Genomic DNA, 25,648 nt, shown 5'->3' on the forward strand with positions numbered 1-25,648 from the left:
CGGATATCTCCTTGGGCGCCAGCGGCACCGCGCCGCGGCTCAAATATTGCCTCAAGCAAATTATACCGCCCGTGAGAGCGCATCAGCCAGCATAGCGCAGAAGTCGGCGAGATGGCACAAACACCATAAAAAATGCCGCCCCGCGTACAACACGGGGCGGCATCAAGCTAATGCATGCTGCTACTATCCGCGCCGTGCGCCAGCCAGGCGCCGCACGACCGTGATCAGGCGGTCGATTTCCTCATAGGTGTTATAGAAGGCGAACGAGGGGCGCACGGTCGCTTCCACGCCAAAGCGGCGCAAAATCGGCTGGGCGCAGTGGTGGCCCGAGCGCACGGCGATACCTTCTTCATTGAGCGCGTGGCCCACTTCCGACGGCTCGTAACCTGCCAGTACAAACGAGGCCACGCTGGCCTTGTCCAGCGCCGTGCCGATCAGGCGCACGCCCGGTATCGACTTCAAATGATGGGTGGCATATTCGAGCAAGGCGTGCTCGTAGGCGGCGATGTTTTCCAGGCCGATGCGCTGCACATAATCGATGGCCGCGCCCAGGCCCACGGCGTCGGCGATATTACCCGTACCCGCTTCGAAACGGTTCGGCACGCCCTGGTAGACGGTGCGTTCGAACGTCACGTCGGCGATCATATTGCCGCCGCCCTGCCATGGCGGCAATTGCTCCAGCAAGTCGGCCTTGCCATACACGGCGCCGATGCCCGTCGGACCGAATACCTTATGGCCCGAGAACACATAAAAGTCCGCATCGAGCGCCTGCACATTGACCCGCAGATGCGACACTGCCTGCGCGCCATCGACCACCACGCGCACGCCGGCCGCATGCGCCAGCGCGATGATCTGCGCGATCGGCGTGACGGTGCCCAGCGCATTCGATACCTGCGTCACCGACACCAGCTTGGTGCGGCTATTGAGCAGCTTGCGGAATTCATCGAGGATGATCTGGCCGCTGTCGTCGACGGGAATGACGCGCAGGGTGGCGCCCTTTTCCGCCGCCAGCTGCTGCCACGGCACGATGTTGGCGTGGTGTTCCAGCTGCGAGACGATGATCTCGTCGCCAGCGCCGATATACTTGCGCCCGAAGGTATTGGCGATCAGGTTGATGCCTTCGGTGGCTCCCCGCACGAAGATGATTTCATTGGGCGAGCCAGCCCCCAGGAAATTGGCCACCTTGGCGCGCGCCGCCTCATACGCATCGCTGGCGCGGGCCGCCAGTTCATGCGCGGCGCGGTGGATGTTCGAATTTTCGTGCGCATAAAAATACGCGATGCGGTCGATCACCGATTGCGGCTTGTGCGTGGTGGCGGCATTGTCGAACCAGGCCAGCTGCTTGCCCTTGACCCGTTCCGACAGCACCGGGAAATCGCGCCGCACGGCGTGCACGTCGAAAGACGCCGGCGTCTGGTGATGTGACTGATGTGGTTTGGCTTCCTGCCTTGCCGGCAGCACGGTCTGGAAATAAAACTCGGGCTGGCCACCGGCCGGCGTGACCGGCAACTGGCGCGCAGGTGCGCGTTCAGGCGTGGCAAACAGGCCGCTCAAATCCTCGGCGCCAGCGTTGCCCTGCCCCTGTCTTGCCAGGCCATCGAGATTGCCGTTCGAGGCAGGATAACCATGCGCGCCGCCGACAAAATAATACGGCGAGGGCACACTGATGGCAGAGGCGCGCGGCGTCGGCACGGAGGCCGGCGCAGGCGCTACCGGCACTTCCAGCGGCGGCGTCACGGGCGGCACTTGCGCCGTCGCCACGCCGGGCGCGATGGCCGCAAACGACGGGCCAGGCTGCGGTGGCGGGCGGTTGGCATAGCGGGGGGCAGCATCGAGCACGCTGCCCGAACCGCCCAGGCTGGGCGACTTGTCCACGGCAGTGGGCAAGCCTGGCAGGCGCGCGAAAAACTCGCCTGCCAGGCGGTTCAGGGTCGCTTCGTCGGGCAGCAAGCCTGCCGCCACACCATTACTTGTAGGTGTCTGGGTAGTCATGGTATTTACCGATCTCCACGTCTTCCAGTACGGCCACCGCATCGTCGGTCAGCACGGCCAGCGAGCAATACAGCGAAATCAGGTAGGACGAAATCGCGTGGCGGTTGATGCCCATGAAACGCACGGACAGGCCAGGGCTTTGCTCGCCCGCCAGGCCAGGCTGGAACAGGCCGATCACGCCCTGGCGCTGTTCGCCCACGCGCAGCAGGATGATCTTGGTCTTGCCGTCTTCGATCGGCAGCTTATCGGACGGCACCAGCGGCACGCCGCGCCAGGTCAGGAACTGCGAACCGAACAGGCTGACGGTTGGCGGCGGCACCCCGCGGCGCGTGCATTCACGGCCAAAGGCGGCAATCGCCAGCGGGTGGGCCAGGAAGAAGCCCGGCTCCTTCCATACCTTGGTCAGCAGTTCGTCGAGGTCGTCCGGCGTCGGCGCGCCCGTCAGGGTGAAGATGCGCTGGTCGTCATGCACGCTGGCCAGCAGGCCGTAGTCGGGATTGTTAATCAGTTCGCTTTCCTGGCGCTCCTTGATCGTCTCGATCGTCAGGCGCAGCTGTTCCTTGATCTGGTCGTGCGGGCTGCTGTACAGGTCCGATACACGGGTGTGCACGTCGAGCACGGTGCTGACGGCGTTGAGGAAGTATTCGCGCGGCTGTTCTTCGTAGTCGACGAAGGTTTGCGGCAGTTCCGACTCGTCGCGCTGCGAACAGGCGACGCGCACGTCTTTCGGATTCTTGACACGGTTCAGGCGGTAGATACCCGCTTCCACTGGCAGCCACTGCAGCAGATGCACCAGCCAGCGCGGCGTGATGGTGGATAACTGGGGAACGCTCTTGCTTGCATTGGCCAACTGGCGCGCTGCGTTATCGCCAAGCGCAAATTGACTCTCTGGTGCTTCTGCCATGAATACTCCTAATGAGGAAAAAGAATATGCTTATCTGAAAAACAAATAAAGTATCGACGGCCTCCCCATTTCTCTCAACATGCTATCGCCACCAAGTCTGGCCTTACACCAAACAAAACCTACTGCGCGCCACGATTTGCAGTCTCCGATGCTCACTGCCTCGGCGGCCCCGTGCGACGCACAGCTCCGCTTCTCGACCACAACTCGCTTCCGCTCGCTACGGTTTTGTTAGGTGTCGTTACGTCTCGCATTAATCAACCAGCTCCGGTTCGCAGCGCGCCATCAGGCTGGCCAGGCCGATGCCCAGCGCGCCAGCCAGTTTTTCCACCGTCAGCAGCGATGGCGTGGCCGCGCCCCGTTCGATTTCGCCGATAAAGGAGCGGTTCAAATCGGCTGCTTCGGCCAGCCGCTCCTGCGACCAGCCATGTCCTTCGCGTAACTGGCGCACTGCCAGTCCAAACTGTTTGATCAGCATCGTGTCCTCAAGGTTGGTGGGAATAGGAAGCAAGCACGGCATCGGTTTCGCGCGGTACTTCCTGGTGGTTCTGCGCCTGCGTCACATGGCTGTGCGGCGCCACGTTACGCGTCAGCCAGACATTGCCGCCGATGACGGAACCCTGGCCGATGGTGACCCGGCCCAGGATGGTGGCGCCCGCGTAAATCACCACGTCGTCCTGCACGATGGGGTGGCGCGCCAGGCCTTTTTTCAGCACGCCGTCGCTGCCCGCAGGGAAGCGCTTGGCGCCCAGTGTCACGGCCTGGTAGATGCGTACGCGCTCGCCGATGATGGCCGTCTCGCCGATCACCACGCCGGTGCCGTGATCGATGAAAAAGGACGAACCGATGACGGCGCCCGGATGGATGTCGATGCCGGTCTGCGAATGCGCCACTTCGGCAATGATGCGCGCCACCAGCGGCGCCCCCAGCACGTGCAGGCTGTGCGCCAGGCGGTAATGGATGATGGCCAGGATGCCCGGATAGCACAGCAGCACCTCGTCGACGCTGTGCGCAGCCGGATCGCCATGGAAGGCAGCCTGCACGTCGGTGTCGAGCTGGGCGCGGATGCGCGGCAGGGCACGGGCGAAACGCTGCACGATGGCCAGCGCCTGCTGTTCGATGGGCACCGTCTGCTGCAAGCCATGCTGGCGCGCGTGGTAACTGAGTTCACGCCGCACCTGTTCATGCAGGTTGGTCAGGGTCGTATCGAGCGTATGGCCGACAAAAAAATCTTCGCTTTCCTGCTGCAGGTCGAGCGGCCCCAGGCGCATCGGAAACAGCGCCGCGCACAGGGCGGCGACGATATCGCGCAAGTGCTGGCGCGAAGGGAATTCGCGCGCGCCGCATTCCTGGCTGCTGGTCAAGCCTTCCCGCCAGCGCTCGCGCACCGAGCGCAATTCATCGACAATCTGGCGCAATTCCCACTGTGGTTGGGCAGGGAGAGTAGCAGCAGGGCCCGTAGGCAAGGCACGCTGGTTCATGATAGTCCTGAATGAAGGGGGAAAGAACGGAAGGAGCGATTAATCCTGTAACCAAGGTAAAGCATGCCAGCGCCAGCCGCCGCTGTGGCCACGCTGCTGCTGGTCGTCGAGGTCGCCCTCGAAGCCTTGCGCGATATTGAAGACGTTCGTAAAACCGGCCTTGGCCGCCGCTTCGGCAGCCAGCGCCGAACGCTTGCCGCTGCGGCACAGCAGCAGCACCACGGCGGCCTTGTCGCGCACCTTGGCTTCCAGTTCACGCGTAAAACGGGGATTGCGGTTCATTGACGTGCCGGTGGCCCAGGCCACGTGCAGGGACTCGGGCACATGGCCGACAAAGACGCGCTCTTCATTCGTGCGCACATCGACCAGCAGCGCCTTGTGGGCCTGCACCAGCTGCCACGCATCCTGCGCGCTGACGATGCCGGCATACGGCAGGTTTTGCGCTTGCGCCTGCGCGCGCGCGGCATGGAGCACTGCTTCAAACGCCCCGTCGCCATGGCTGGCGCGGGGATCGAAATTCAATTCTGTTGCTGCCACTGTTACGGCCATGATTCCACCTCTTTACGTCATCAAAAAACCAGCACGAGTCCACTGTAGCGAACTTGCCTTGTTCAGAAAACAAATAAAAAAGAGAATGGAAAGATGAAAAATGTATATGGCTACGCTGCGCCCTTGCGACGCCTGTCACGTAACAAGAATCTGCCTGGATCCACAGCATCGACTAATTGGACCTCAAGCGGCAACGGTTCACCTTCCAGCTGGCAGGCCAGCAATTCGGCCGCCAGCGGCGCCCAGATCAGTCCGCGCGAGGCGTAACCCAGCAAGCCAAACAGGCCGGGCCAGCGGGGCACGTCGCGCAAGCGTTCGCAGCGGCCCGGCACGGCAGGATCGGGCAAAGCGCCTGCCAGCGGCAAGCGGTCCGGCGCCACGCAGCGAAAACCGGTGCGCCCGGCCAGCGGGGCATCGAACGCTGGCACGTTCAGGATATCGGCAACCTTGCCGATATTGTCTTGCTGGCTGGTGGCGCGCAAGGCAGCGTCACCGTCGGCATCGTAGGTGGCGCCCACGCAGACGGTGCCCTGGTACGCCGGCGTCATATAGGCTTCGCGGCACAGCACGAATGGCAGCCCGGGCAAGCTGCCCTGGACCAGGTGCGTGACTTGTCCACGCACGGCATCGAGCGGCAGGCTGGCCGCCTGCGCCAGCTGTACGGCGCCATTGCCCGCCGCGATAATCACGGTCGGCGCCCGGGCAATCAGCGTACCGTCGCCATCGCGCACCAACCATGCATCGTGCTCGCGCTGCAGGCTGACGGCGCTGCTGGAAAAGCGCCGCGTGAGCAGGCTGCCGCAGGCGTCCAGCATGGCTGCGCAGACACTGGACGGGCGCGCCCAGCCACCCTGGGCAAACCACCAGGCGCCGTGCGGCGCCGGGGCGCCCAGCATGCTGGATGCCTCCCCTGCTTCCAGCCAGCGGGCAAATTCGGGCGGCGGCAAGGCGGTGGCAGCGATCTGCCGCTGCACCTGGGCGTGCTCGGCGTCGCGCGCCAGCTGCAGCACGCCGCACTGCGCGCCTTCGAATCCCGTGCCGACTCCTCCCAGGGTTTGCCAGTGGCGCAGCGCATACAGGTAGGCGGCGCGCACCAGGCGCGTGGCGATGTTGTCGTCTTTCGACAACTGCGGCATGAAGATGCCGGCCAGGTTGCCCGACGCTTCGCTGGCCGGCTGACCATGGCGTTCAATCAAGGTCACTTGCCAGCCGCGCGCCGCCAGCCGTTCGCAGGCGGCAGTTCCGGCCAGGCCGGCGCCGATCACGATGGCGCGCCGCTCCGGTGCGACAGCCACTGCCCGCCCTGCCCCGCGCCGCTGGAACACGGCGCGCACGCCGCTAGCGTCAAACACAAAGCCTGCTTTCTGCAAGGCGGCGCGCTGCCCATCATCGAACTGCGCGGCCTGCAGGCGGGCGCCATCGTTCATCAGCCGCGCCAGCACCGTCATGGAAGATGGCACGCTCGCCAGCCAGGCTTCATCGATGCGCGCAGACAGCTGCGCCAGGCCCGCATCCACGCCGCCGATCAGCAGGTCGAGCGTGACCAGGCCATCGGACGACAGCATGCGGTGCAGGCCCGGTACAAACGGCGGCCATTGCATGCGCCACTGCTGCGGCAACTGGTGCGCATCGATGGGTCGGGGCGCCAGCGCAATAAAATGCAAACGCTGTGCGCCATGGCGCAGGCAGGCAGCGTCAAACCGCGCGGCGTCGAAATCCGTGTCGAGCGCGACGATGGTATTGGACGACATCAGGCAGCGGTGCGGCAGAAGCAGGTGGGCGCGTGGTCATTGATCATGCCGATGCCCTGCATGTAGGCGTAGATGATGGTCGAGCCGACGAACTTGAAGCCGCGCTTGGCCAAGTCTTTCGAGAGCCGGTCCGACAAGGCCGTCCTGGCGGGAAATTCACCGGGCTGCCAGCGATTGACGATGGGCTGGCCATCGACATAGCTCCACAAGAAACTATCGAGCGTCAAGCCTTCCGCGCGCAGGCGCAGATACGCTTGCGCATTGGTGATGGCGGCCGCCACTTTCAGGCGGTTGCGCACGATGCCGGGGTCGGCCAGCAATTGCGCCACCTTGTCCGGGCCATAGGCGGCGATCTTTTCCGCGTCCCAGCCATCAAAGGCGGCGCGGTAGGTTTCGCGTTTATTGAGGATGGTTTCCCAGCTCAGGCCCGCCTGCGCGCCTTCCAGGTTCAGCATCTCGAACAAGCGCCGCTCATCGTGGCAGGGCACGCCCCATTCCGTATCGTGGTATTCCACATAGCGGGGATTGGCCGTATTGGCCCAGGAGCAGCGGATGATGGTCATGTTTTTTCCGTAGGTGGACAGGACGCCAGTATAGATTATCGGCCGCGCAGGATGCGTCCCAGCTCGCGCAAGCCATGCCCGATCTCGGCCGGCGGAATGGCCGCAAATCCCAGCAGCAGCCCGGCCGGCGTGGCGCAGGCGGGACCGGCGGCGGGATCGGCGTAATGGCCCAGCGGACGCAGTTCGACGCCGCGTTCCAGGCCTGCGCGCGCCACGTCCTCTTCGGTGTGATGCGGATGGCGAAAGTAGGCGCACAATTCCAGGCCGCTGTCGGCCGGGCCACACGCGATCTGGTCGTCCAGCTCGCGCGCGATGCCGCGCAACAGCAGGTCGCGCCGCTCGGCATTGCTGTCGCGCGTGCGCCGGATATGGCGGCCAAAATGGCCTTCGGCGATAAAGTCCGCCAGCGCCATCTGCGGCACGATGGCCGTGTGGCGGTCGGCCACGGCCTTGGCTTGCACCAGCGCCTCGGCCAGCGCGGGCGGGGCCACCATGTAGCCGAGGCGCAGGCCGGGAAACAGCACTTTCGACAAGGTGCCCACGTACACCACGCAGCCGGCCCGGTCCAGGCTTTGCAAGGACGCCAGCGGCGCGCCCGTGTAGCGGTATTCGCTGTCGTAATCGTCTTCCACCACCCACGCCTTTTGCTGCACGGCCCAGGCCAGCAAGGCCAGGCGGCGCGGCAGACTCATGCTCACTCCCAGCGGCAGCTGGTGCGATGGCGTCACATACACCAGCTTCGCTTGCGGGCAGTGCGCCGCGCCGTAGGCCACGTCCAGCCCCTGCGCATCGACGGGCACGGGAAACACCTGCGCGCCGGACGCGCGCAGCGGACCGCTGGCGCCACGATAACCGGGCGACTCCATCCAGGCGCTGTCGCCGGGCGCCAGCAAGATCGTCGACAGCAAAAACAGCGCCTGCTGCGAGCCCGAAGTGATGACGATCTGCTGCGGCGTGCACTGGACGCCGCGCGACGCTTGCAGGTACACGCACAGCAGCTCGCGTAGCGGCAGATAGCCGGCCGGATCGCCATAGCCGAAATGGTGATCGGGACGGCGCCAGCGGCGCGCTTCCAGCCGGTTCCACACAGCGAAGGGAAAATGGTCGATGCGCGGCATGCCGACGCGGAAAGCCCGCAATGGTCCCCGGTGAAACGCCACCTGGTCCATGGCCGCCACCACGCCCTGCCCCCGTTCGGACAGGGGCCGCAGCAGGCCGGGCGCGGGTCCTGCAGAGGACGCGGACGGCCGTACCTCGCCGCTGACAAAGGTGCCCCTGCCTACCGCGCCATCGAGATACCCTTCGGCTGTCAGCAGCGCGTAGGCATTGAGCACGGTCTGGCGCGATACAGGTATGGGCAGCAACCGGCAAAAGTCGCGCGTGGGCGGCAATTGCATGCCGGGAGCGATGCGGCCATCGAGGATGGCTGCCTTGAGGCTGGCATACAGCTGGCGGAACAATGGCTCGCGCAGCGCGCGGTCCAGGGGCAGCGCGGCGATCATCGGGTGTAAATGGGAGGCTTGCATCGGCAGAATCTCAAATTGGTAGCTTCAAGATAGCATTTATTGGTTATTTTAAATAGCCAAAACAAGGACTAAGATAGGACCTCCCCCTCGTTATCGCACGGAGTGTCCATGCAAGAATTTTTCGCCACCGTCACCTGGCAGCGTGCCGGCCAGGAGTTCGCCAATCAGCGCTATAGCCGTGGCCATGAATGGCAGTTCGATGGCGGCCTGCGCGTGCCGGCCTCGTCGTCGCCCCTGTCGGTGCCGCTGCCGATGTCGGTGGCGGCGAATGTCGACCCGGAAGAAGCGCTGGTGGCGGCCGCCTCGAGCTGCCATATGCTGTTCTTTTTGTCGCTGGCGGCCCAGCGCGGCTACACCATCGACGATTACCGCGACGATGCGATCGGAGAAATGGGCAGGCAGGCGGACGGCCGCACCGGTTTTACGCGCATCGTGCTGCGCCCCCGCATCGCCTTTGCCGGCACGCCGCCCACGGCAGATGCGCTGGCGGCACTGCACCACGACGCGCACACGCGCTGCTACATCGCCAACTCCCTGAAGGCCGAGATCGTCGTCGAGGAGGCCCGCTGAATGTACACGCCCGCCAGCTTCCGCGAAGAGCGCCTCGACGTACTGCATGGGCTGATCACCACGCATCCGCTGGGCGCGCTGGTGCATCAGGATGAGAATGGCTTGACGGCCGACCACCTGCCATTCGAGATCGCCGCGCCCACGCCCGAGGCGCCATGCGGCACCTTGCGCGCCCACGTGGCGCGCGCCAATCCCTTGTGGAAGACAGCGGGCGCGCGGCAGGATAGCCTGGTGATTTTCCAGGGTCCGCACAGCTACATCACACCGGCCTGGTATGCGGAAAAACAGGACAGCGGCAAGGTCGTCCCCACCTACAATTATGCGGTGGTGCATGCGCACGGTCCGCTGCATGTCATCGATGAACGCGACTGGCTGCTGGCCCTGGTGACACGCCTGACGGCCCGGCATGAAGCGCAACAGGCCACGCCGTGGGCAGTGAGCGACGCGCCGGCCGGCTATCTCGACACCCTGCTCAAGGCCATCGTCGGCATCGAAATTCCCCTCACGCGCCTGACGGGAAAGTGGAAGCTGGGACAAAACCGGACGGCAGAAGACCAGTCGCGCATGGCAGATGGGCTAGCCGCCAGCCATATGCCGGGCGCCGCGCAGGCATTGGGCGCGCTGATGGCAAGCAAGGTGGACATCTAAAAAAAGGCCGCTTGCGCGGCCCCAAGGAGGTTACAGGAGACACCACGTCGCCGCGAGGCGGCATGCTCGTTCAGGCCAGATGCCCTTCCGCCACCCAGCCGCGGTTGGCGGCAGGCGCTTTCGGTTTGGGCACGAAACCGCTGCCCTTTTCCGCTTCCAGGATGATGTTGCGCATGCTGTCGCTGGCGGCCGGCCCCGGCGCAAATGCGTAATACTCGTCATTGATGGGCAAGCCCGTGGTGGCGTCGACCAGCACCGGATCGGCGGCCAGGCCCGTATCGCGGCTGGCGATCACCAGGCTGGGGCCTTCGGGGGCGAAGTTTTCATTGCCCCAGGCAATAAAGGCCAGCAGCACCGGCTTGAACGCGCGCCCCGACTTGGTCAGGACGTAATCGTAGCGTGGCGGCTTGGCGCAATACAGGCGGCGCGTCATCAAGCCGCCCTCCACCAGGTCAGCCAGGCGCCGCGTCAGGATGGTGGGCGCAATTTTGAGGCTTTTTTCGAACTCGTCGAAGCGCGTCTTGCCATAAAATGCTTCGCGCAGAATGAGGATGCTCCACCACTCGCCCACCTTGCCCAAGCTGCGTGCGATCGGGCATGGCAAGTTGTTAAAGTTGGTATGTTTCATGATCATCTCCTCGCGTAAATTTCAACACAACAATCAAAAAGTTTTTTACCAGCAACATCCAAACTTCAGTTACTATCAAATAAAGAGTCATCGCTGCGCCATGACGACTGCTTGAAAATACACACAAAATCACACTTTTCTGGCTCCGGTACAATCATGGCTGTTGCAGATACTTCACTTTTACAGACCCCAACCCCGGTGCGAAAGACGGTGCCAGCGAAGCTGTTTCACGCTGCCCACGCCCGTTTTTCACGCGATGCGTACACGATGAATGCTTTAAAGTTTGCTGTTTTACCTGCCCTGCTCGCTCTCTCCGTCTGCCAGACCACCAATGCCGGTACCGCCACAGCGTCGTTCCAGGCCAGCCTGGTGATCCAGGAATCCTGCACCATCGTCTCGCAGCGCAATAGTCCCCAGGTGTTATGCCGCCACAACACGCCTTACCTGATCCACCATCAGCAAGCCACGCCCTCGGGCAGCGGCCTGACTGTCATTACGTTTTAAAAATAAATCGTCGCCGTCACCGTATCCTTGTAGTCGCCGGGGCTGGGCGAGGTCTGCGCCGGCACCAGGCCATAGATGGTCAGCGGCACAATGGCGCCCGTCCCCGTGCCCGTAACCATGCCGGTACCGGCCGAACCATCGCCCCATAAAGTAGCGCCATCGAGCGTCGATGCCAGTCGATAGCCGATGGTTTCCCCCGTGGCCGTCTTTCTCATTTGCCGGTTGGCGACGCTACCCGTCACGGTGCCACCGTTCAAGGCAATCTGATAGGAACTGGCATTGGCGCAGCGCACCGACAAGGTACTCGTGCTGCGCAGGTTGGCAGTCAGCACGGAGGTACTCACGAACGCCATCGGCGTGGCGGTGATGGTGCAATTGTTGATCAGCGTCGCAGTGACGTTAAAACTGGCGCTGCCGGTGCTCACGGGACAACCGATGATACTGAGCAGCCCGCAGGCGGCGGCGGAATAGGTGGCGACCAGGGTGGAGGTATAGACGGTGTCATTATTGTTCCCCACCACGGGCACGGATGGCAGGGTGGTTCCGGCCGGGATCTTCGCGTACACGGTGAACGGCGTGCTGAAGGTACCGATACCCAGCAAGCTGGCAAAGGTCGGGTTGATCGTCGACGGCGCACCGGGCACGCTGGCGCCCCCCCAGATCTTGGGCGTTGCATAACTGCTGTCCACATACAGGTTGTATTCGATCCGGTTGCTGCCATTGCCCAGGTTGCGCGGCAGGGCCGAGGTCGAATTCGTGCCCAGGCCCAGGGAAACGGTCGTCGTCACCGTTGGAATCAGCAATGGTCCCAGATCCAGCAGAAAAAACTGGCAGGTCAGGGTACCCGTCCCCGTCGTCACATAGTCGCTGGTGGAAATCGGACTGATATTACCGAAATCGATATTATTGATGCTGACCGAACAGTTCCATGCGGACGCCGTCGCGCTCCAGCTGCAGCCCAGTACCGTCAGCAACACCATCAGCAGGCGGCGCATCACTGGCCTCCCGCAGGCACCGGCACGCAGCGCAAGGGACCGATCACCGGCAAGCCCGTCGCCGGACGCTGGTAGGCAAAGTGCACCGTGCACAGGCTGTCGCCGTCGCCGATGCGCAAATCGTTCTCGGCCTGCAAGTCATCGACAAAAGTCACGCCGTCAAAACCCATCAGGGTTTTCTTGCCGCTCTGCTGATGCAGCACAGGCAATCCGGTGGCCAGGAAATGGCCGGCGCTGTCTTGCACGATGATGGTGGCGGCGCTGTAGCGCTCGACGGGAAACGACGCCAGCACGCCAGACAGCGACCTGGGCACCACATTGATGTTGGTGACCGGCACGCGTGCATCGACAGCGAGCTTATCCGTGTTGATGCTGATCTGGTTATTGCCATAGGCGTTCAGGTTCGGCACCAGCAGATAACCGCTGCCGCCCGTCACGCCGATCTGCCGGTTTTCACTGAGCACAGGCACGTCCGCCACGCCGCCGGTGGACACCAGCGCAAAGCCACTACCCACCTGGCGCGTCACCGAAACATGGCCATCCATCAGCACCAGTGCGCCAGAGGCGCCCAGCGAACTCACGTTGCCCGCATCGCCGCCTTGCACGCGCGCCGTCAGGCGGCCATCATTGCCCAGGTAATCGACCTGTGCCTGCCGGTAATTAATACCGCCCGTGGCGCCCGACTGCACGGCCCAGCCCACACCGCCGCCAAAGTCTGCCGCACGCTGCGCGCTAATGCTGCGGCTGTTCACGCCGTTCTGCCGGCTGGTATTCGCGTTGATCGAGGTATTGTTGTCAAACGCCATGCTCAGGCCAAAGTAAAAACCCCGCTTCTCGCGTTCGCGCAAGTCCTGGAACAGGCTGGCATTGAGGAACAAGCCGTGAAACAGGGTGGCAGAATAACCGAGCGTGGCGATCTTCGACGCAGGCTGGCCTTCGGTCGTATAGCCGATATAGCTGAGGCTGACACTTTGTCCCGTCAGCACCGGCACGTTCAGCGAAACGCGGTCGGCCGTACGTACGATGGGACTGCCGTCGCGCGACGCCAGGTCGCCGAAGCCGGAGCTGGCGCGCATGGTTTGCGCATCGATGCTGAAGCGCGGGCTCAGGTACTGGTAGCCGGCGCTGAGCTGCAGACCGCTGCTGCTGCCCGTGCTGGCCGACAGGGAACCATTGATGACCCCCTTCTGGCCCATGCGCAGCAAGGCGCCCGCGCCCGCGTGGTACAGGCCGGCCGACAATTCCCCATGGCCTTCGACGGTCAGGTCGTCGCTGACGCCATAGCGCCCGGTGGCGCTGGCCACCGGCTTGCTTTCGTAGCCGAACATGCGCTGTCCATAGTCGCGCCGCAAGACGCCGGTCTCGACCGAATAATCGCTCAAGCCCTTGGCCAGCATGCGCGTGTCCACATACAGGGGCAAGGTGGTCGACACACTGCGCCCCAGCGCATCGTGCGTGATGATGGTGGCCTGGCCGGCGCCATTGATGCCGGTCACCTGATTGAGCACGAAGGGGCCGCTGGGCACATTCGCCGAATATTGCTGCACGCCATTGACATACAGGCTCAGGGACGAAGGCACGAGCGCCGTGCCATCGACCGAGGCGACAGGAAAGGTCAGTAAATCCGGGCGCAGCTGAAAATTCTTGCGCCATTGAAAGCCACCGATGCGCACGGAGCGGCTCCATGTCAGCGACGATGAAATCAGGTCGCCCAGTTGCCACATTTCCAGGGTGTCGGGATTGGCATGGTTCCAGAACGTGTCGAAGCGCATGTACTTTGACGCGCTGCTGCCCAGATTGATCGTCCCGGTATTGCTGAATACGCCGCTGTCATTGAAATAGCGCAAGTCGTTGAAAATGGCCGTGCGGCGGCTCTGGCCCAGTTCGGAATACAGTTCGTAATTGAGCACGGCGCCGGGCGTGACCACCGATGGCGGGATGCGCCCCGTATTGCGTGCATTGACCAGGTTAGGGGCGCGCACCGCATCGCTGACGGTCAGGGACAGGCTCTGGCGAGCGGCATCATATTCATAGCTGAGACCGGGAATCGCGTCGAGTTCCACCTCGGCCTGGCCCGATGCGCTCAAGCGCGCAGCATCCAGCCCCAGTTGACGCAAATCGTCGACATTGCCGCGCAAGCGCTTACCCACTTGGGTAAAGCGCAAGATCAGCCCGGTTGACTCAGCATTCACATTGACCTCCAGATACAGTTCATTCGCTACCGCCGGATCGCTCGGCAGGCTGGCCGGGCCGGGATCGGCCCCCGATACGGCTCCCGATACGGCTCCCGCTACGGCGCCCGATACCGCCGCGTCATCGGCCCTGGCCACCGGTGCTCCCATGAGCAGCAGTGCAGTCCAACAGGCCCGCCATGTCAGTGACCGTTTCATGGTTTAACCCGGTAAAGCCCACTGTGATGGCGCACAGGAACCATGCTCGCCATGACGGCAATGTTAGGGAATCGAATTCTTGGCAATGATCGCCTTTGCATTCACGTTGACCGAAATAGCCAGCACGCCATCGAGTGCGGCATCATTGGCCACCGGCAAGCGCCACTCGCGCATGCGGCCCGCCAGCACATAACCGAACAAGCCTTTGCTGATGAGATAGTCCGTGCCGGCCGCATTCTTGAACGTCATGGCGCCTATCTGCGCATGGAAATTGCCGCTGTTCTTTATGCGCAACATCCATTCGCCATCCTTGCGAAATACTTGCCATTCCAGCACTTCCTTGCCCGCGCCGGCGGCCGGCAGCACGAATACGGGCACCGAATAACGCAAGCGGATATCGACACCGCTGCGCTCAGGATCGACTTCGCGCGCCACCTCGTCGATCAGCACGCGGAAGGTACGCTCCTGGGCCTGGGGTCCGGACGCCTGGCGCACCAGCCGGATGATCTGGCGGCCATTGGGCGCAACCTCGACGATAGGCGGACTGGCGATCAGCTCCTGCGTGGGCGCCAGCACTTCTTCGCCATTGGCCTGCTCCCAGGAAAACACGCGTACCTGGCCATACAGCGGCTTGTCGCCCAGATTCTGCAAGGTAATCCCGGCCGAATTCTGCTCGGCCCGCATACTGATGGTGACAGGGGAAATCTGCAGATTGGCCGCTGCCGCAGGAACGGCGCCGAGCAGATTGAGCATCGGCGCCAGTGCCAGCAGTAGCCAGAAGCTGTTCAATGAGCGGCGTACCGTCATATGCGCCCTGCCTAGAAATACACGGTGGCGGTAATGGTCGACTTATAGGCGTCGGGAGCGGGTGTCGGCTGCGCAGGCACTTGCCCATACACGGTCAGCGGCTGTGCCGAACCCGAGCCGATGCCCCCCAGGGTATTGGTCCCTTGCGTATTTCCCCACAGCGTGGTGCCAGCCGCCTGGAACAGGTTGAACGCCACGGTGCCCGTATTGGAACCGGTGCCACTCATATAGCGCGTGGTACCGGAAGAGCCGGTACCGGTGCCTGCGTTCAGGCCCACGTTATACGGCGTCGTATTGGTGCAGGTCACGTTGACCGTGGTATTGACGTTCACGGCAGTACTCAGTACGCCCTGCACTGAACCAAAGTTCAATGGCGTCGCCGCGATGATGCAGTTGGCCACGATGGTCAGCGTGACATCGAAGTTGGCGGTGGCGCTGCCATTCAGATACGTGGCGGCGTTGACGGGGATGGCCAGCGAAGTAGCGCCGAGGCAAAGACCGGTGGCGATGGCAAGGCGGGAAAATTTTGCGCGTAACATAAAACCTCCTGATGATGAAACATCATGAAATGGCCCTTGTGATCAAGGGCGCCGAGGATAGTCACGGTATTGCCGGCGTTTTCTAGGGCACGCAAACCAGGACAGCATGAATACTTTTCAGTTGGCAGACGAGTTGGGTAGCCAGCATGTTTACATCGAAGGCAAGGCAGATTTTTTTACAATCTACATTGCTCTAAATCAATGTATGGCTCGATTATTAGCTATCTAAAAAAAAGTCGCTTCTGCTGGCGGTGAAACGACTTTTGAAATACGCGAAAACCAGAAAAAAAAATAAAAGCAGGGCATAATAAACCACAGATTGCCTTTTGATTAAGTCAACCACGCCATGCCATTGACCAATGAGACTGTCAAAAAAAACATCTTGATCGTGGATGATTCCGCGTTCGAGCAGCGCATGCTGACCGAGCTTTTAAGCGAGCAGCCGTATCGTTTCAGCGTTGCCTTCAATGGCTACCAGGGCTACCAGCTAGCGCTGGCCACGCATCCCGACCTGATACTGCTCGATGTGCGCATGCCTGAAATGGATGGATATACGGCGTGCCGTCTGCTCAAGGCCAACCCCGAAACGGAACCGATACCGGTGATTTTTCTCAGTGGCGCCGATGCGGCCAAAGAGCGCGTGATGGGACTGCAGGTAGGCGCCGTCGACTATATCGCCAAGCCGTTTACACCAGAGGAACTGGCGGCACGGATTCATATCCACCTGGGGTTGATGCGCAGAAACAACACTCCACCACCTTCGGCGCTGGAACCGTCCGACAGGCAGCAGCATCCTGACCTGGTATTCGTCAACGCCGTCAAACAGCTGATCCTCGACAACCTGGGCGACTTGCCCAACCTGTCGGAAATTGCCCGCAGCGTGGGCACTTACCGTGAAAAGCTGACCTTGATGTTCCGCGAACAGACGGGCATGACGGTATTTGCCTTCATCCGCGAAGCACGCATCGCCCGCGGCGTGGAACTGTTGCAGCAGACCGATATCGACGTGCAGGATATCGCCCTGCTGATCGGCTTCCACAATGCGGGCAATTTCGCCACGGCCTTTCGCGAACGCATGGGCATGACACCCAGCGCCTACCGCCAGCGCCTGCAGGAGCGGCAGGCGTCAGCGTCGCACTGACGCCCTCACGGCCTGCTTAGAACTTGTAGTTCAGCTTGAGCGAGGCAAACCGTCCACGCGGATCGGCTTGCGTAAAGTCAAAGCCGGTGGACGAATAATCCCATGGCGCGCGCTTGTTGGCCAGGTTTTGCACGATGAAGCTGACGCTGGCCGCCGGCGTCACCTGCCAGCTGGTGCTGATATCAAAGGTGCTGAAAGCGGCCACCGATTGACTCAGGTCCGTGCTTTGCTCATAGCTGCCCACATAGGTCCAGGTCAGCGTCGACGACCATTTTCCCTGTGCCCAGGTAGCGGTAGAGACGCCACGCCATTTCGGAATCGAACCAAAGTCATTGGTACCGGCGCCATTGGTCAACGGCGCGCCATCGGACAGCGGTTCAGCAAAGCGCAGCACGCGGCTCAACTGGCCCGCCAGGGTCAGCTTGCCCCAATCGGCGCTGGTGAAACGCTGGCGCAGGTCCAGGTCGATACCCGATACTTCACGCTGTCCCTGATTGCGGTACTGGCGATACAAGGTGGTGATACGGCCAGCGGCGTCGCGCGTGATGTTTTGCGGCCTGATCGCTTCATTGGCCAGCGTGGTGACCGAGCTTTCCGTGCCGATCACGCCATCTTGCTTGATGCGGTAGTAATCGAGGCCGATGCTCGAATCGGCAGTCGGTGAAATGACCAGGCCCAGATTCAGGTTTTTCGAGCGCTCCGGATGCAGATCAGGATTGGCTGCCGTAATCACCGTCACGCCACGCGCCTGGGTCGGCGTCAACGGATCCTTGGCATCGATCACGTTGCCGTAGCTGACCGCCGTGCTGTTGGTAATTTCCGGCAGCGATGGGGCGCGGAAGGCGCGCGACACGGTGCCGCGCAGCAGCAGCCATGGTGCGGCCTGATAGCGGGCGCTGGCTTTCGGCGAAAAGGCATTGCCAAAGTCGCTGTAATGGTCGGCACGGCCTGCCACGTTGACGGACAAATCCTTCACCACCGGCACATTGAATTCGGCGAACAGGGCCGACACGTCGCGCGAGCCATTGATGATGTTGATCGCCGGGCGCAGTTCGGTCCCCGACAGCACCGCGGTCGAAGTTTGCGAATCCATTTTTTCACGGCGCCACTGCGCGCCGGCGCCAAAGCCCACGGCGCCGGCCGGCAATTGCCACAGCTCGCGCGAAGCTGAAAAGTCCAGCGTATCGAGTGTCGAGACGGCCGGGCGCAGGGTCGACAAACGCAGGCTGTTGCGCACTGCCTCGCTGTTTTGCGAGGTATCAAAGAAGTTGTAGCTGCCATTGGCCAGCACCGTCTGGAAGGCATAGCGGTTGACGAAGTTCTGCACCGTTTCTTCCAGCTTGCTGCTGGAATGGCCTACCGAGGCATCCCAGTCCCAACCTGCTTTCGTGCCTTTCAGGCCGGCCAGGGTGCGGTAGAACGTGACCTTGTCCTGCTTCATGCGCGGGCCCAGGTCAAACAGGGTGGCCGTGAATGGCAACGGCGTGCTGCCCGTGTTGTACGGATTACCGACTGGCAGCGCGACGTTGATCGTGTCGAGCGACTGGGTGCCGTTGTTCCAGGCGCGGGTGGCGTTGTTGACCGTCAGCGGCGCACTGAAGGTCTGGTCGGCGCGCGAATAGCTGTACAAGAGATCAACGTAGGCTTGCGTGTCCTCATTCACCTTGACGGTGGCGTGCAAGGACGAATGGATGCGCTGGATGCCAGGGATCAGGGTCTTGTAGGGAGCGGGATTATAAGCCAGCACCTGGCCCGTCTTGCCTGGCGTGATATCGCCGTAATTCACCCACTGCAGGGGGCCGCTGGGGCCGCCCAGCGTCTTGGTCGGATCGCTGCCCGCATAGTTGGTGGGCACCCAGGCCAGGGCGCCGCGCTGCTGGTTGCGGTAATCGGAATCGCGCATCCACGCCACATCGCTTTGCTGCAGCTTGTCGCGCTGCTGTGCATCGACCGAGAAGACCACGCTGTAACCATCATCCTGCAGCTTGCCGAAACCCGTTTGCAGCGCAGCGCTCTTTTCATGCTGGCCCGTGCCTTCGGTCGACCCGCCCGCTTGCGCCGTCAACTCCGTGCCCGTGAATTCCTGGTACAGGATGATGTTGACGACACCGGCCACGGCGTCGGAACCGTAGATGGATGAAGCGCCATCCTTGAGCACTTCGATGCGCTGCACGGCGGCCATCGGCAGGCTGTTCAGGTCGACAAAGGTTTCTTGCAGGTTTTGCGCCGTGGCATAGCTGGCCACGCGTTTGCCATTGACCAGGATCAAGGTATTTTTCTGGCCGATGCCGCGCAGCGACAGGCCAGCCGTGCCGGCTGAAAAACTGCCCGTGAATTGTTCGTTGTAGCTGTTGCCGCTATTGGCGGAAATGGAGCGCAGCACGTCGGCGACGCTGGTCTTGCCGCTGTCTTTCAGGTCCTTGGCAGTGATCACCTGGACGGCGGTGGCGCCCTCTTTTTCACTGACTCGGATACTCGATCCGGTGACATTGACCCTGGCGATGTCATCCTGGGCATGGGCGACAAGGGGAAAGGCGGCGGTGATGGCAAGACTGATGGCGAGTGGTTTAAACATGATTTTTTCCTATTGTGATTGCAGCCTCTGGCATAAAAAGGCCGAGCGCTGGCACGCGGACCAGATCGGATAGACCGGTCAGCGGGGGCAAACAGCGTGGGAGAGTTACGGGATGAAAGAATTACAAATGATGTAGCCGCGCCCGCATGCAGATGCACGCATCAAGCCGGGCGACGGAAAAAAGGGGAAACTCGAAAAGTACAACATAAAAAACACCAGTTAGCAGAGAAATTCCACTATATCGCGGCGTATTTATGATGTGAACGAATTAAAAACTAATTGTATATATGATTTCGTTGGGGGCTATGGTGTGCGATGCTCACACGGCGGCAGGCCCGGCCAGCGCCGCTGCGTGCGCACGCTGGGCCTGCAGGCGCCACCAGTACCACGACACCAGCGCATTGATCCAGTACGCCGCATACAGCACGGCCGTCAGGGTCAGGCCGCGGCTGTAGTACAGCGGCACGGCCACGGAGTTGACCATCAGCCAGAAGACCCAGGTTTCCAGGCGCCGGCTCATCAGCAAGAATTGCGCGATGACGCTGAACACCAGCACGGCCGAATCGATGAACGGGGCATACGCATTCGTGAAGCGATGCAGCAGCAGACCATAGATGACGACGGCGGCCACGCCGGCCGGCACGATCCAGGCCAGGCGACGCCATCCTGCCCGGCTGATCGGCATGGCATGGCCAGCGGCGCCACGCCGCCATTGCAGCCAGCCGATGACGCAGGTAACGATGAAAAACAATTGCAGCAACACGTCGGCGTACAGGTTGACCTGGTAGAACAGTACGGCAAACAGCAGGCAGCCGACGATGCCGATCCACCAGGAATGGATATTATTGCGGCCGGCCAGGATGATGGAGGCAGTCATCAGCACGTTGGCGGCGATCTCGAGCGGGGGAGTCAAGCGGTCTTCCTTTGCGGTGGGGGTGCCGCAACTATAGCCGATTTGAGCCCCCGGCGAGTGGCTGGCGCAGCGCGCTGGAACGCGCGCTGCGGGACAACATCACGGTGCGATGGCGGCGAAGCGGCCTTGCCGGAAATCGTCGAACGCCTGCACGATTTGCTCTTCCGTGTTCATCACGAACGGGCCGTGGCCGACGATGGGTTCGTCGAGCGGCTCGCCACTGAGCAGCAACAGCACGGCATCGTTATTGGCCTCGATGCGGATGCCATCGCCGTCGCGCCCCAGCAGCGCCATCTGCGCTTCGCGCACCACGCTCTCGCCATTCACCAGCACCGTGCCGTGCAGGACGATCAGCGCGCCGCCCCAGCCTGGCGTGAGCGGCAAGTGCGTCACCGAACCTTGTTGCAAGCGCATGTCCCACACCTGCATCGGTGAAAACGTGCTGGCCGGTCCCTGCTGGCCGGCGAACTCCCCGGCGATCACGCGCAGCGAACCGGCGCCGTCCGGCAGCGTCACCGTGGGCATCGTGGCGCTGGCAATCGCCTGGTAGCCGGGCGCCGTCAGCTTGTCCTTGGCCGGCAAATTCACCCACAGCTGCACCATTTCCAGCGTGCCGCCCGATTGCGTGAAGGCGGGCGAGTGGAACTCTTCATGCAGGATGCCCGCGCCGGCCGTCATCCACTGCACGTCGCCGGGGCCGATCACGCCGCCCTGCCCGGTCGAATCGCGGTGCGCCACCTCGCCCTGATACACGATGGTCACCGTTTCAAAACCGCGGTGCGGATGCGAACCCACGCCCGGTGGACGCGTGCCAGGCGCAAATTGCGCGGGGCCGGCATAGTCGAGCAGCAAAAAAGGGCTCAGCTGCTTGCCATGGCCCTGGTACGAAAACATCGAGCGCACGGGAAAACCATCGCCTACCCAGTGCTGGCGCGGTGCGCTGTAAATACCTGTGACGGTGTTCATGACTTTCTCCTCGTGAAGTTGTAACTGCGATGACTACACAATACTCTTGCAACGATGATCGCGGTAGACGGTAAAATTGATCATCAGCGTTCTTTAAATAGAACAATCAAGGAGCAAGCATGCAGGATTTGAACGACTTGTATTACTTTGTGCAGGTGGTCGAGCATGGCGGTTTTGCGCCGGCCGGACGCGCGCTGGGCATGCCGAAATCCAAGCTGAGCCGGCGCATCGCCGTGCTGGAAGAGCGCCTCGGCGTGCGCCTGCTGCAGCGCACGACGCGGCATTTTTCCATCACCGACGTGGGCCAGTCCTACTATGAGCATTGCAAGGCGATGCTGGTGGAAGCGGAGGCGGCGCAAGAGGCGATCGAGCTGACGCGGGCCACGCCGCGCGGCACCGTGCGGGTATCCTGCCCGATCGCCATGCTGCATACCCTGGTCGGCCCCATGCTGGCCGGCTTCATGCGCGCCCATCCGCAAGTGACCTTGGAACTCAATGCCACCAACCGCCGCGTGGACCTGGTGGCCGAAGGCGTCGATGTGGCGATCCGGGTGCGCCCGCCGCCACTGGCCGACAGCGACCTGGTGCTGCGCGTGCTGGCTGAACGCAGCCAGTGCATGGTGGCCAGCCCGCTGCTGTTCGCCGGTGCACCTGCGCCCACCTCACCGGCGGACCTGGCCGACTGGCCCAGCCTGGCCCTGGGCAGGCCGCAGCAACCCCACCAGTGGGATTTGCACGGCCCCGACGGCGCGCGCGCCCAGCTGCGCCATACGCCACGCTTCGTCACGGGCGACATGCTGACTCTGCGCGACGCGGCCGTGGCCGGCGTGGGGCTGGTGCAGCTGCCGACCATGATGATCGTCGACCAGCTGGCCGATGGCAGCCTGTTGCCTTTGACTCCGCAATGGCGGCCGCAGCCTGAAATCATCCACGCCGTCTTTCCCTCGCGGCGCGGCCTGCTGCCGGCCGTGCGCGCGCTGATCGACCACCTGGCGCACGGATTTGCCGCGCTGGACGAGGAATAAGCCCTTAACTGTCCTCTTTCAGGCGCCCTGACAGCAACTGGTGCAAACGCTGCTTGCCGGCCCGGCGCGCCACGCGCGGCGACAGTTCCGACTGGTGCGCGCCAGCGCCGCTGCGCAATTTGGTCGCCGCCACCAGCACATTGCGTGGTTTGACGGCTTTGATCTTGAGTTTCATCTTGCTTCCTTTCAGCCTGTCTTTCAACTTGTGATACCGGGGGCTAAAAAGCAAAAACCCCGGCGAGTTTCCTCACCGGGGTTTGCAAAGAACACCGGCTCGGGATCGGCAAGCTTGCCGATAGCCCCGAGCGCATGCACGGGGCTAGAAAAATTGTGCTGTCAAACTAGCCTGCTGGTACATCGGGTGTCCTTTCATGAAATGGGTTGATCTGTCGTGCGGACAGCCATTCTGCGCCGTCTGCCTGCCTGCGTCAATCTTCCGCGTTGTTATTTTGCCGCTGCCTTTTCCTTGGCGATGCGCTTCTCCAGCCGCGCCTCGAACGTGGCGGCCGCCTTGCGGCACGCTTGCGGGTCGATGAACGGATTCGGTTTGACGCGCCTCAACAATTGCGCCAGCTTCTGGTCGGCGCCCGAATGGTCGGGGTGCGAGGTGATCAGGATATCGCAAGGCAGGCTGGCAAACTTGTTGATGACACGGCGGAAATCCGGCGTCAGGTCGCCGTGGTTCGCGTCGGCCAGGAAGTGGAAGTCGTCGGCCGCCACGGCATTGAGGCTGGCGCCAAACACCACGTTCAGGCAGGTATTCGGATTGCCGGTGCTGCTGCCCACCGCTTCGCACGAGACCCAGGTCCAGGTGGTGCTGCCCGGCGTATGGCCAGGCATGTGGTGCGCCGTGATGGTGGTTGCGCCCAGTTTCACCGTGCCGCCATCGGCGATTTCGCTCACCTTGGCCACCGCCGGCATCGGCTCGATATCGCCCGCCTGCGGATCCTGCTCGAGCACCCGGCCTGCACGCAGCGCCTGCGCGCCCAGGGGGCTGGCGACGACTTGCGCGCCGCTGTCGCGGGCCAGCGCGGCGATGCCGCCGGAATGGTCGAAGTGCGCCTCCGTATTCAAAATGTACTTGATGTCTTCCACGCGAAACCCCAGCTGGCGGATACTCGCTTCGATCATCGCCACCGACTGCGGCAGCGCGCCGTCGATCAGCACCAGGCCGGCGCCGGTATGGATCAGCACCACGCTCAAGCCCCCCACGCCCACGTAGTACGTGTTGCCATAGATGCGCGCCGGCTGCTGCGGGCGGTTCCATTGCGCCTCGTACGGCGAGGCGATGGGCCTGGTCAGCGGATCGGGCGGCGTCAACAGCGTAGCCGGGACGGCGGGAGTGGCGGCATGCGCCGGCGCCAGCGACAAGCCGAACAAGATGGAAAAAAAGAGGGTACGAACTTGCATGGGCTTCCCGTGTGGATGAAAATTCAAACACACAGGGTAGCGTTGTCAGGTCGCCAAGGTCAAGCTTGCTGGCGGGTGGCGGCCAGTACGATTTCGCGGATACAGACGCCCTGCGGCTGCTGGTAGGCGTAGCAGATGGCGGCGGCCACATCGTCGGCCGACAGCACCACGCCGCCCATGCCTTCCTTCCAGGCCTGATAACCGGTCTTGATGCTTTCATCGGTGGTGTGGCCCAGCAGCTCCGTCTCCACCGCGCCCGGCGCAATCGTCACCACGCGCACATTGTGCGCCGACAGTTCTTCGCGCAGGTTTTCCGTCAACCCGTGCACGGCAAATTTGCTGCCCACGTAAGCGACGTGGTTGGGGAAAGTCTTGTGGCCGGCCACGGAACCGACATTGATGATGGTGCCCGTGCGGCGCGCCACCATGCCGGCGCTGACGGCGTGCACGCCGTTGAGCAAGCCTTTCACGTTGACGTCGAACATGCGGTCCCATTGGTCCGGGTCTTGCGTGCTGACGTCGCCCAGCAGCATCACGCCCGCGTTATTGATGATGGCGTCGACCGGGCCGAACTGCGCCTCGGCGCTGGCCACGGCGGCAACGAAGGCGGCGCGGTCGCAGATATCGAGCGCAACGCACAGCGCATTGGGCAGCTTCAGCGCTTGCATGCGGTCCAGGCGGCGGGCCAGCAACAGCAGCGGATGGCCCAGTGCGGACAGTTTCTGTGCCGTCGCCATGCCGATGCCTGAACTGGCGCCGGTGATCACGATCAGGCGCGGAGAGGAAGAGATAGTGCTGGACATGAGGGCTTTCCTTATTAAAAAAAATGATGAATCCTGTAAAAATCCAGTATATTCAGGGGGAGGCACGGTGAAAAATCGTGTTTTCTTTTCACAGCCATCAAAAAAAACTATGGATTCCCGCCAGCTCAACGCCTTCCTGTGCGTCTTTGAAGAACGCAACATCACCGCCGCCGCCCGCCGCCTGTACCTGACGCAGCCCGCCCTGTCGGCCACCATCAAGGCGCTGGAAGATGCGCTGGGCACGCAGCTGTTCCTGCGCCTGCCGCGCGGCGTGGAAGTCACCAGCGATGCGCGCACCCTGTATCCGCAGGCACAGCGCATGCTGGCCGAAGCGCAGGCGCTGACCCAGCAATTTCGCCATCACCGCGACCGGCTGGCCCTGTCCATCGGCATCGCCCACGATATCGCCGACGAAGATATCGCCGCGCTGGCCGCCCGCCTGCAGGCGCTGGAAGCGCGTCTGCTGCTGACCTTGGAGCCGGGCTGCAGCGGCCATGCGCGCCTGGCGCCCGAAGACGACCGCTGCGAAGATGAACTGTTCTTGCCGCTGCGCGAAGAAGCGTATGCGCTGGCCGTGCCGCACACGCATGCCCTGGCGGGCGGCACGCCGCCGCGCGCCGAAGACCTGGCCAGCGCCAGCTGGATCACCTGTCCGGCAGATTATTCGCACCAGCGTTTGCTGCCGCTGTATGGCGCCATGGCCGCCTTCCCCGCCGCGCAGGCCGGCACCTTGCAACTGGCCCTGGGCATGGCGGCGGCTGGCATGGGCCTGGCTATCGCCCCCCGCTCGCTGATCCTGCAGCATCCCGCGCTACGCGCCTGCGCCCTGCCCGGCGGACAACTGACGCGCCGCCTGGGGCTGTGCTATTCCGTGCCGGCGCTGGCCCACCCGGTGCTGGCCCGGCTGGCGCAAGAAGCTGCCGGGGCGAGCGCGCTTGCGCTAGGATAGAGGTCCATCCACTCTTGCGCGC

The 25,648-nt window shown here is 62.8% G+C and carries 25 protein-coding genes; 6 read left to right on the forward strand and 19 right to left on the reverse strand.

The features are described from left to right. Nucleotides 1-183 precede the first annotated feature (183 nt). The 8 genes from ACL9RI_RS13050 to ACL9RI_RS13085 all read right to left on the reverse strand — a co-directional run bounded on the left by ACL9RI_RS13050 (nt 184) and on the right by ACL9RI_RS13085 (nt 8,763). Entirely contained in the window at nt 184-1,992 is a 1,809-nt protein-coding gene (locus ACL9RI_RS13050; RefSeq protein ID WP_422727005.1) for a family 2A encapsulin nanocompartment cargo protein cysteine desulfurase, read from the reverse strand. After that, nucleotides 1,967-2,896: a family 2A encapsulin nanocompartment shell protein gene (locus ACL9RI_RS13055; protein WP_183680586.1), complete on the reverse strand. Its 930-nt coding sequence runs from the start codon at nt 2,894-2,896 to the stop codon at nt 1,967-1,969. The genes ACL9RI_RS13050 and ACL9RI_RS13055 overlap by 26 nt, the downstream gene beginning before the upstream one ends. 250 nt (nt 2,897-3,146) lie before the next feature. Continuing rightward, the gene (locus ACL9RI_RS13060; RefSeq protein ID WP_422727006.1) at nt 3,147-3,371 is read right to left on the reverse strand and encodes a helix-turn-helix domain-containing protein; all 225 of its coding nucleotides are present in this window, start codon (nt 3,369-3,371) and stop codon (nt 3,147-3,149) included. A 7-nt stretch (nt 3,372-3,378) separates the two neighbouring features. Beyond that, a complete protein-coding gene (gene epsC / locus ACL9RI_RS13065) occupies nt 3,379-4,374 on the reverse strand; it encodes a serine O-acetyltransferase EpsC (RefSeq protein ID WP_422727007.1) in 996 nt (331 codons plus the stop codon). A 39-nt stretch (nt 4,375-4,413) separates the two neighbouring features. After that, complete coding sequence (locus ACL9RI_RS13070) at nt 4,414-4,923, reverse strand: rhodanese-like domain-containing protein (RefSeq protein ID WP_422727008.1); 510 nt, start codon at nt 4,921-4,923, stop codon at nt 4,414-4,416. A 110-nt stretch (nt 4,924-5,033) separates the two neighbouring features. Next, nucleotides 5,034-6,674, reverse strand: a complete 1,641-nt coding sequence (gene mnmC, locus ACL9RI_RS13075) for an FAD-dependent 5-carboxymethylaminomethyl-2-thiouridine(34) oxidoreductase MnmC (RefSeq protein WP_422727009.1) — start codon at nt 6,672-6,674, stop codon at nt 5,034-5,036. Next, entirely contained in the window at nt 6,674-7,237 is a 564-nt protein-coding gene (locus ACL9RI_RS13080) for a DNA-3-methyladenine glycosylase I (RefSeq protein ID WP_422727010.1), read from the reverse strand. Before ACL9RI_RS13080 ends, mnmC begins: the two co-directional genes overlap by 1 nt. Nucleotides 7,238-7,272: 35 nt before the next feature. After that, the gene (locus ACL9RI_RS13085; protein ID WP_422727011.1) at nt 7,273-8,763 is read right to left on the reverse strand and encodes a PLP-dependent aminotransferase family protein; all 1,491 of its coding nucleotides are present in this window, start codon (nt 8,761-8,763) and stop codon (nt 7,273-7,275) included. Between the two features lie 108 nt (nt 8,764-8,871). Here ACL9RI_RS13085 and ACL9RI_RS13090 point away from each other — a divergent pair, with 108 nt between their 5' ends. Beyond that, nucleotides 8,872-9,333 carry an OsmC family protein gene (locus ACL9RI_RS13090; RefSeq protein WP_422727012.1) on the forward strand — a complete coding sequence of 154 codons (462 nt, stop codon included), beginning with the start codon at nt 8,872-8,874 and terminating at the stop codon, nt 9,331-9,333. Continuing rightward, nucleotides 9,334-9,981, forward strand: a complete 648-nt coding sequence (locus tag ACL9RI_RS13095) for an FMN-binding negative transcriptional regulator (RefSeq protein ID WP_422727013.1) — start codon at nt 9,334-9,336, stop codon at nt 9,979-9,981. A gap of 70 nt (nt 9,982-10,051) precedes the next feature. Here the strand turns inward: ACL9RI_RS13095 and ACL9RI_RS13100 are convergent, their stop codons facing one another. Beyond that, on the reverse strand, nt 10,052-10,609 hold the full coding sequence (locus ACL9RI_RS13100) for a winged helix-turn-helix transcriptional regulator (RefSeq protein ID WP_183680605.1): 558 nt from the start codon (nt 10,607-10,609) through the stop codon (nt 10,052-10,054). A gap of 267 nt (nt 10,610-10,876) precedes the next feature. On the opposite strand from ACL9RI_RS13100, the gene ACL9RI_RS13105 reads away from it, so the two are divergent. Next, on the forward strand, nt 10,877-11,113 hold the full coding sequence (locus tag ACL9RI_RS13105; protein ID WP_422727014.1) for a hypothetical protein: 237 nt from the start codon (nt 10,877-10,879) through the stop codon (nt 11,111-11,113). Here ACL9RI_RS13105 and ACL9RI_RS13110 read toward each other — a convergent pair. The 4 genes from ACL9RI_RS13110 to ACL9RI_RS13125 all read right to left on the reverse strand — a co-directional run bounded on the left by ACL9RI_RS13110 (nt 11,110) and on the right by ACL9RI_RS13125 (nt 15,844). After that, on the reverse strand, nt 11,110-12,108 hold the full coding sequence (locus ACL9RI_RS13110) for a Csu type fimbrial protein (protein WP_422727015.1): 999 nt from the start codon (nt 12,106-12,108) through the stop codon (nt 11,110-11,112). The genes ACL9RI_RS13105 and ACL9RI_RS13110 overlap by 4 nt on opposite strands. Then, nucleotides 12,108-14,450 (reverse strand): fimbria/pilus outer membrane usher protein, encoded by a 2,343-nt coding sequence (locus ACL9RI_RS13115; RefSeq protein WP_422727016.1) that lies wholly within the window; start codon nt 14,448-14,450, stop codon nt 12,108-12,110. The genes ACL9RI_RS13110 and ACL9RI_RS13115 overlap by 1 nt, the downstream gene beginning before the upstream one ends. A 111-nt stretch (nt 14,451-14,561) precedes the next feature. Then, complete coding sequence (locus tag ACL9RI_RS13120; RefSeq protein WP_422727017.1) at nt 14,562-15,305, reverse strand: fimbrial biogenesis chaperone; 744 nt, start codon at nt 15,303-15,305, stop codon at nt 14,562-14,564. A gap of 11 nt (nt 15,306-15,316) precedes the next feature. Further along, nucleotides 15,317-15,844 (reverse strand): Csu type fimbrial protein, encoded by a 528-nt coding sequence (locus ACL9RI_RS13125; RefSeq protein ID WP_422727018.1) that lies wholly within the window; start codon nt 15,842-15,844, stop codon nt 15,317-15,319. A 346-nt stretch (nt 15,845-16,190) separates the two neighbouring features. Between ACL9RI_RS13125 and ACL9RI_RS13130 the strand changes: the two genes are divergently transcribed. Continuing rightward, entirely contained in the window at nt 16,191-16,985 is a 795-nt protein-coding gene (locus tag ACL9RI_RS13130) for a response regulator (protein ID WP_422727019.1), read from the forward strand. Nucleotides 16,986-17,001: 16 nt separating this feature from the next. On the opposite strand, the gene ACL9RI_RS13135 is transcribed toward ACL9RI_RS13130, so the two are convergent. The 3 genes from ACL9RI_RS13135 to ACL9RI_RS13145 form a co-directional block, all read right to left on the reverse strand. Further along, on the reverse strand, nt 17,002-19,560 hold the full coding sequence (locus ACL9RI_RS13135; protein WP_422727020.1) for a TonB-dependent receptor: 2,559 nt from the start codon (nt 19,558-19,560) through the stop codon (nt 17,002-17,004). A gap of 319 nt (nt 19,561-19,879) precedes the next feature. Beyond that, complete coding sequence (gene pnuC, locus ACL9RI_RS13140; protein WP_422727021.1) at nt 19,880-20,473, reverse strand: nicotinamide riboside transporter PnuC; 594 nt, start codon at nt 20,471-20,473, stop codon at nt 19,880-19,882. 99 nt (nt 20,474-20,572) lie between these two features. Continuing rightward, nucleotides 20,573-21,439 carry a pirin family protein gene (locus ACL9RI_RS13145; RefSeq protein ID WP_422727022.1) on the reverse strand — a complete coding sequence of 289 codons (867 nt, stop codon included), beginning with the start codon at nt 21,437-21,439 and terminating at the stop codon, nt 20,573-20,575. Nucleotides 21,440-21,558: 119 nt separating this feature from the next. On the opposite strand from ACL9RI_RS13145, the gene ACL9RI_RS13150 reads away from it, so the two are divergent. Then, on the forward strand, nt 21,559-22,464 hold the full coding sequence (locus ACL9RI_RS13150; RefSeq protein WP_422727023.1) for a LysR family transcriptional regulator: 906 nt from the start codon (nt 21,559-21,561) through the stop codon (nt 22,462-22,464). Between the two features lie 4 nt (nt 22,465-22,468). On the opposite strand, the gene ACL9RI_RS13155 is transcribed toward ACL9RI_RS13150, so the two are convergent. From ACL9RI_RS13155 to ACL9RI_RS13165, 3 genes are all read right to left on the reverse strand, one after another. Next, nucleotides 22,469-22,639, reverse strand: coding sequence for a hypothetical protein (locus ACL9RI_RS13155; protein WP_422727024.1), 171 nt, complete (start codon nt 22,637-22,639; stop codon nt 22,469-22,471). A gap of 269 nt (nt 22,640-22,908) precedes the next feature. Then, nucleotides 22,909-23,874, reverse strand: a complete 966-nt coding sequence (bla, locus tag ACL9RI_RS13160; RefSeq protein WP_422727025.1) for a subclass B3 metallo-beta-lactamase — start codon at nt 23,872-23,874, stop codon at nt 22,909-22,911. 59 nt (nt 23,875-23,933) lie between these two features. After that, a complete protein-coding gene (locus tag ACL9RI_RS13165) occupies nt 23,934-24,677 on the reverse strand; it encodes an SDR family oxidoreductase (RefSeq protein ID WP_422727026.1) in 744 nt (247 codons plus the stop codon). A 109-nt stretch (nt 24,678-24,786) separates the two neighbouring features. Between ACL9RI_RS13165 and ACL9RI_RS13170 the strand changes: the two genes are divergently transcribed. Then, nucleotides 24,787-25,626 (forward strand): LysR family transcriptional regulator, encoded by an 840-nt coding sequence (locus ACL9RI_RS13170; protein ID WP_422727027.1) that lies wholly within the window; start codon nt 24,787-24,789, stop codon nt 25,624-25,626. Nucleotides 25,627-25,648: the final 22 nt, after the last annotated feature.

Origin of the sequence: Janthinobacterium sp. Mn2066, from assembly GCF_049319705.1 — a bacterium.
In the GTDB taxonomy this organism is placed as follows: domain Bacteria; phylum Pseudomonadota; class Gammaproteobacteria; order Burkholderiales; family Burkholderiaceae_D; genus Janthinobacterium.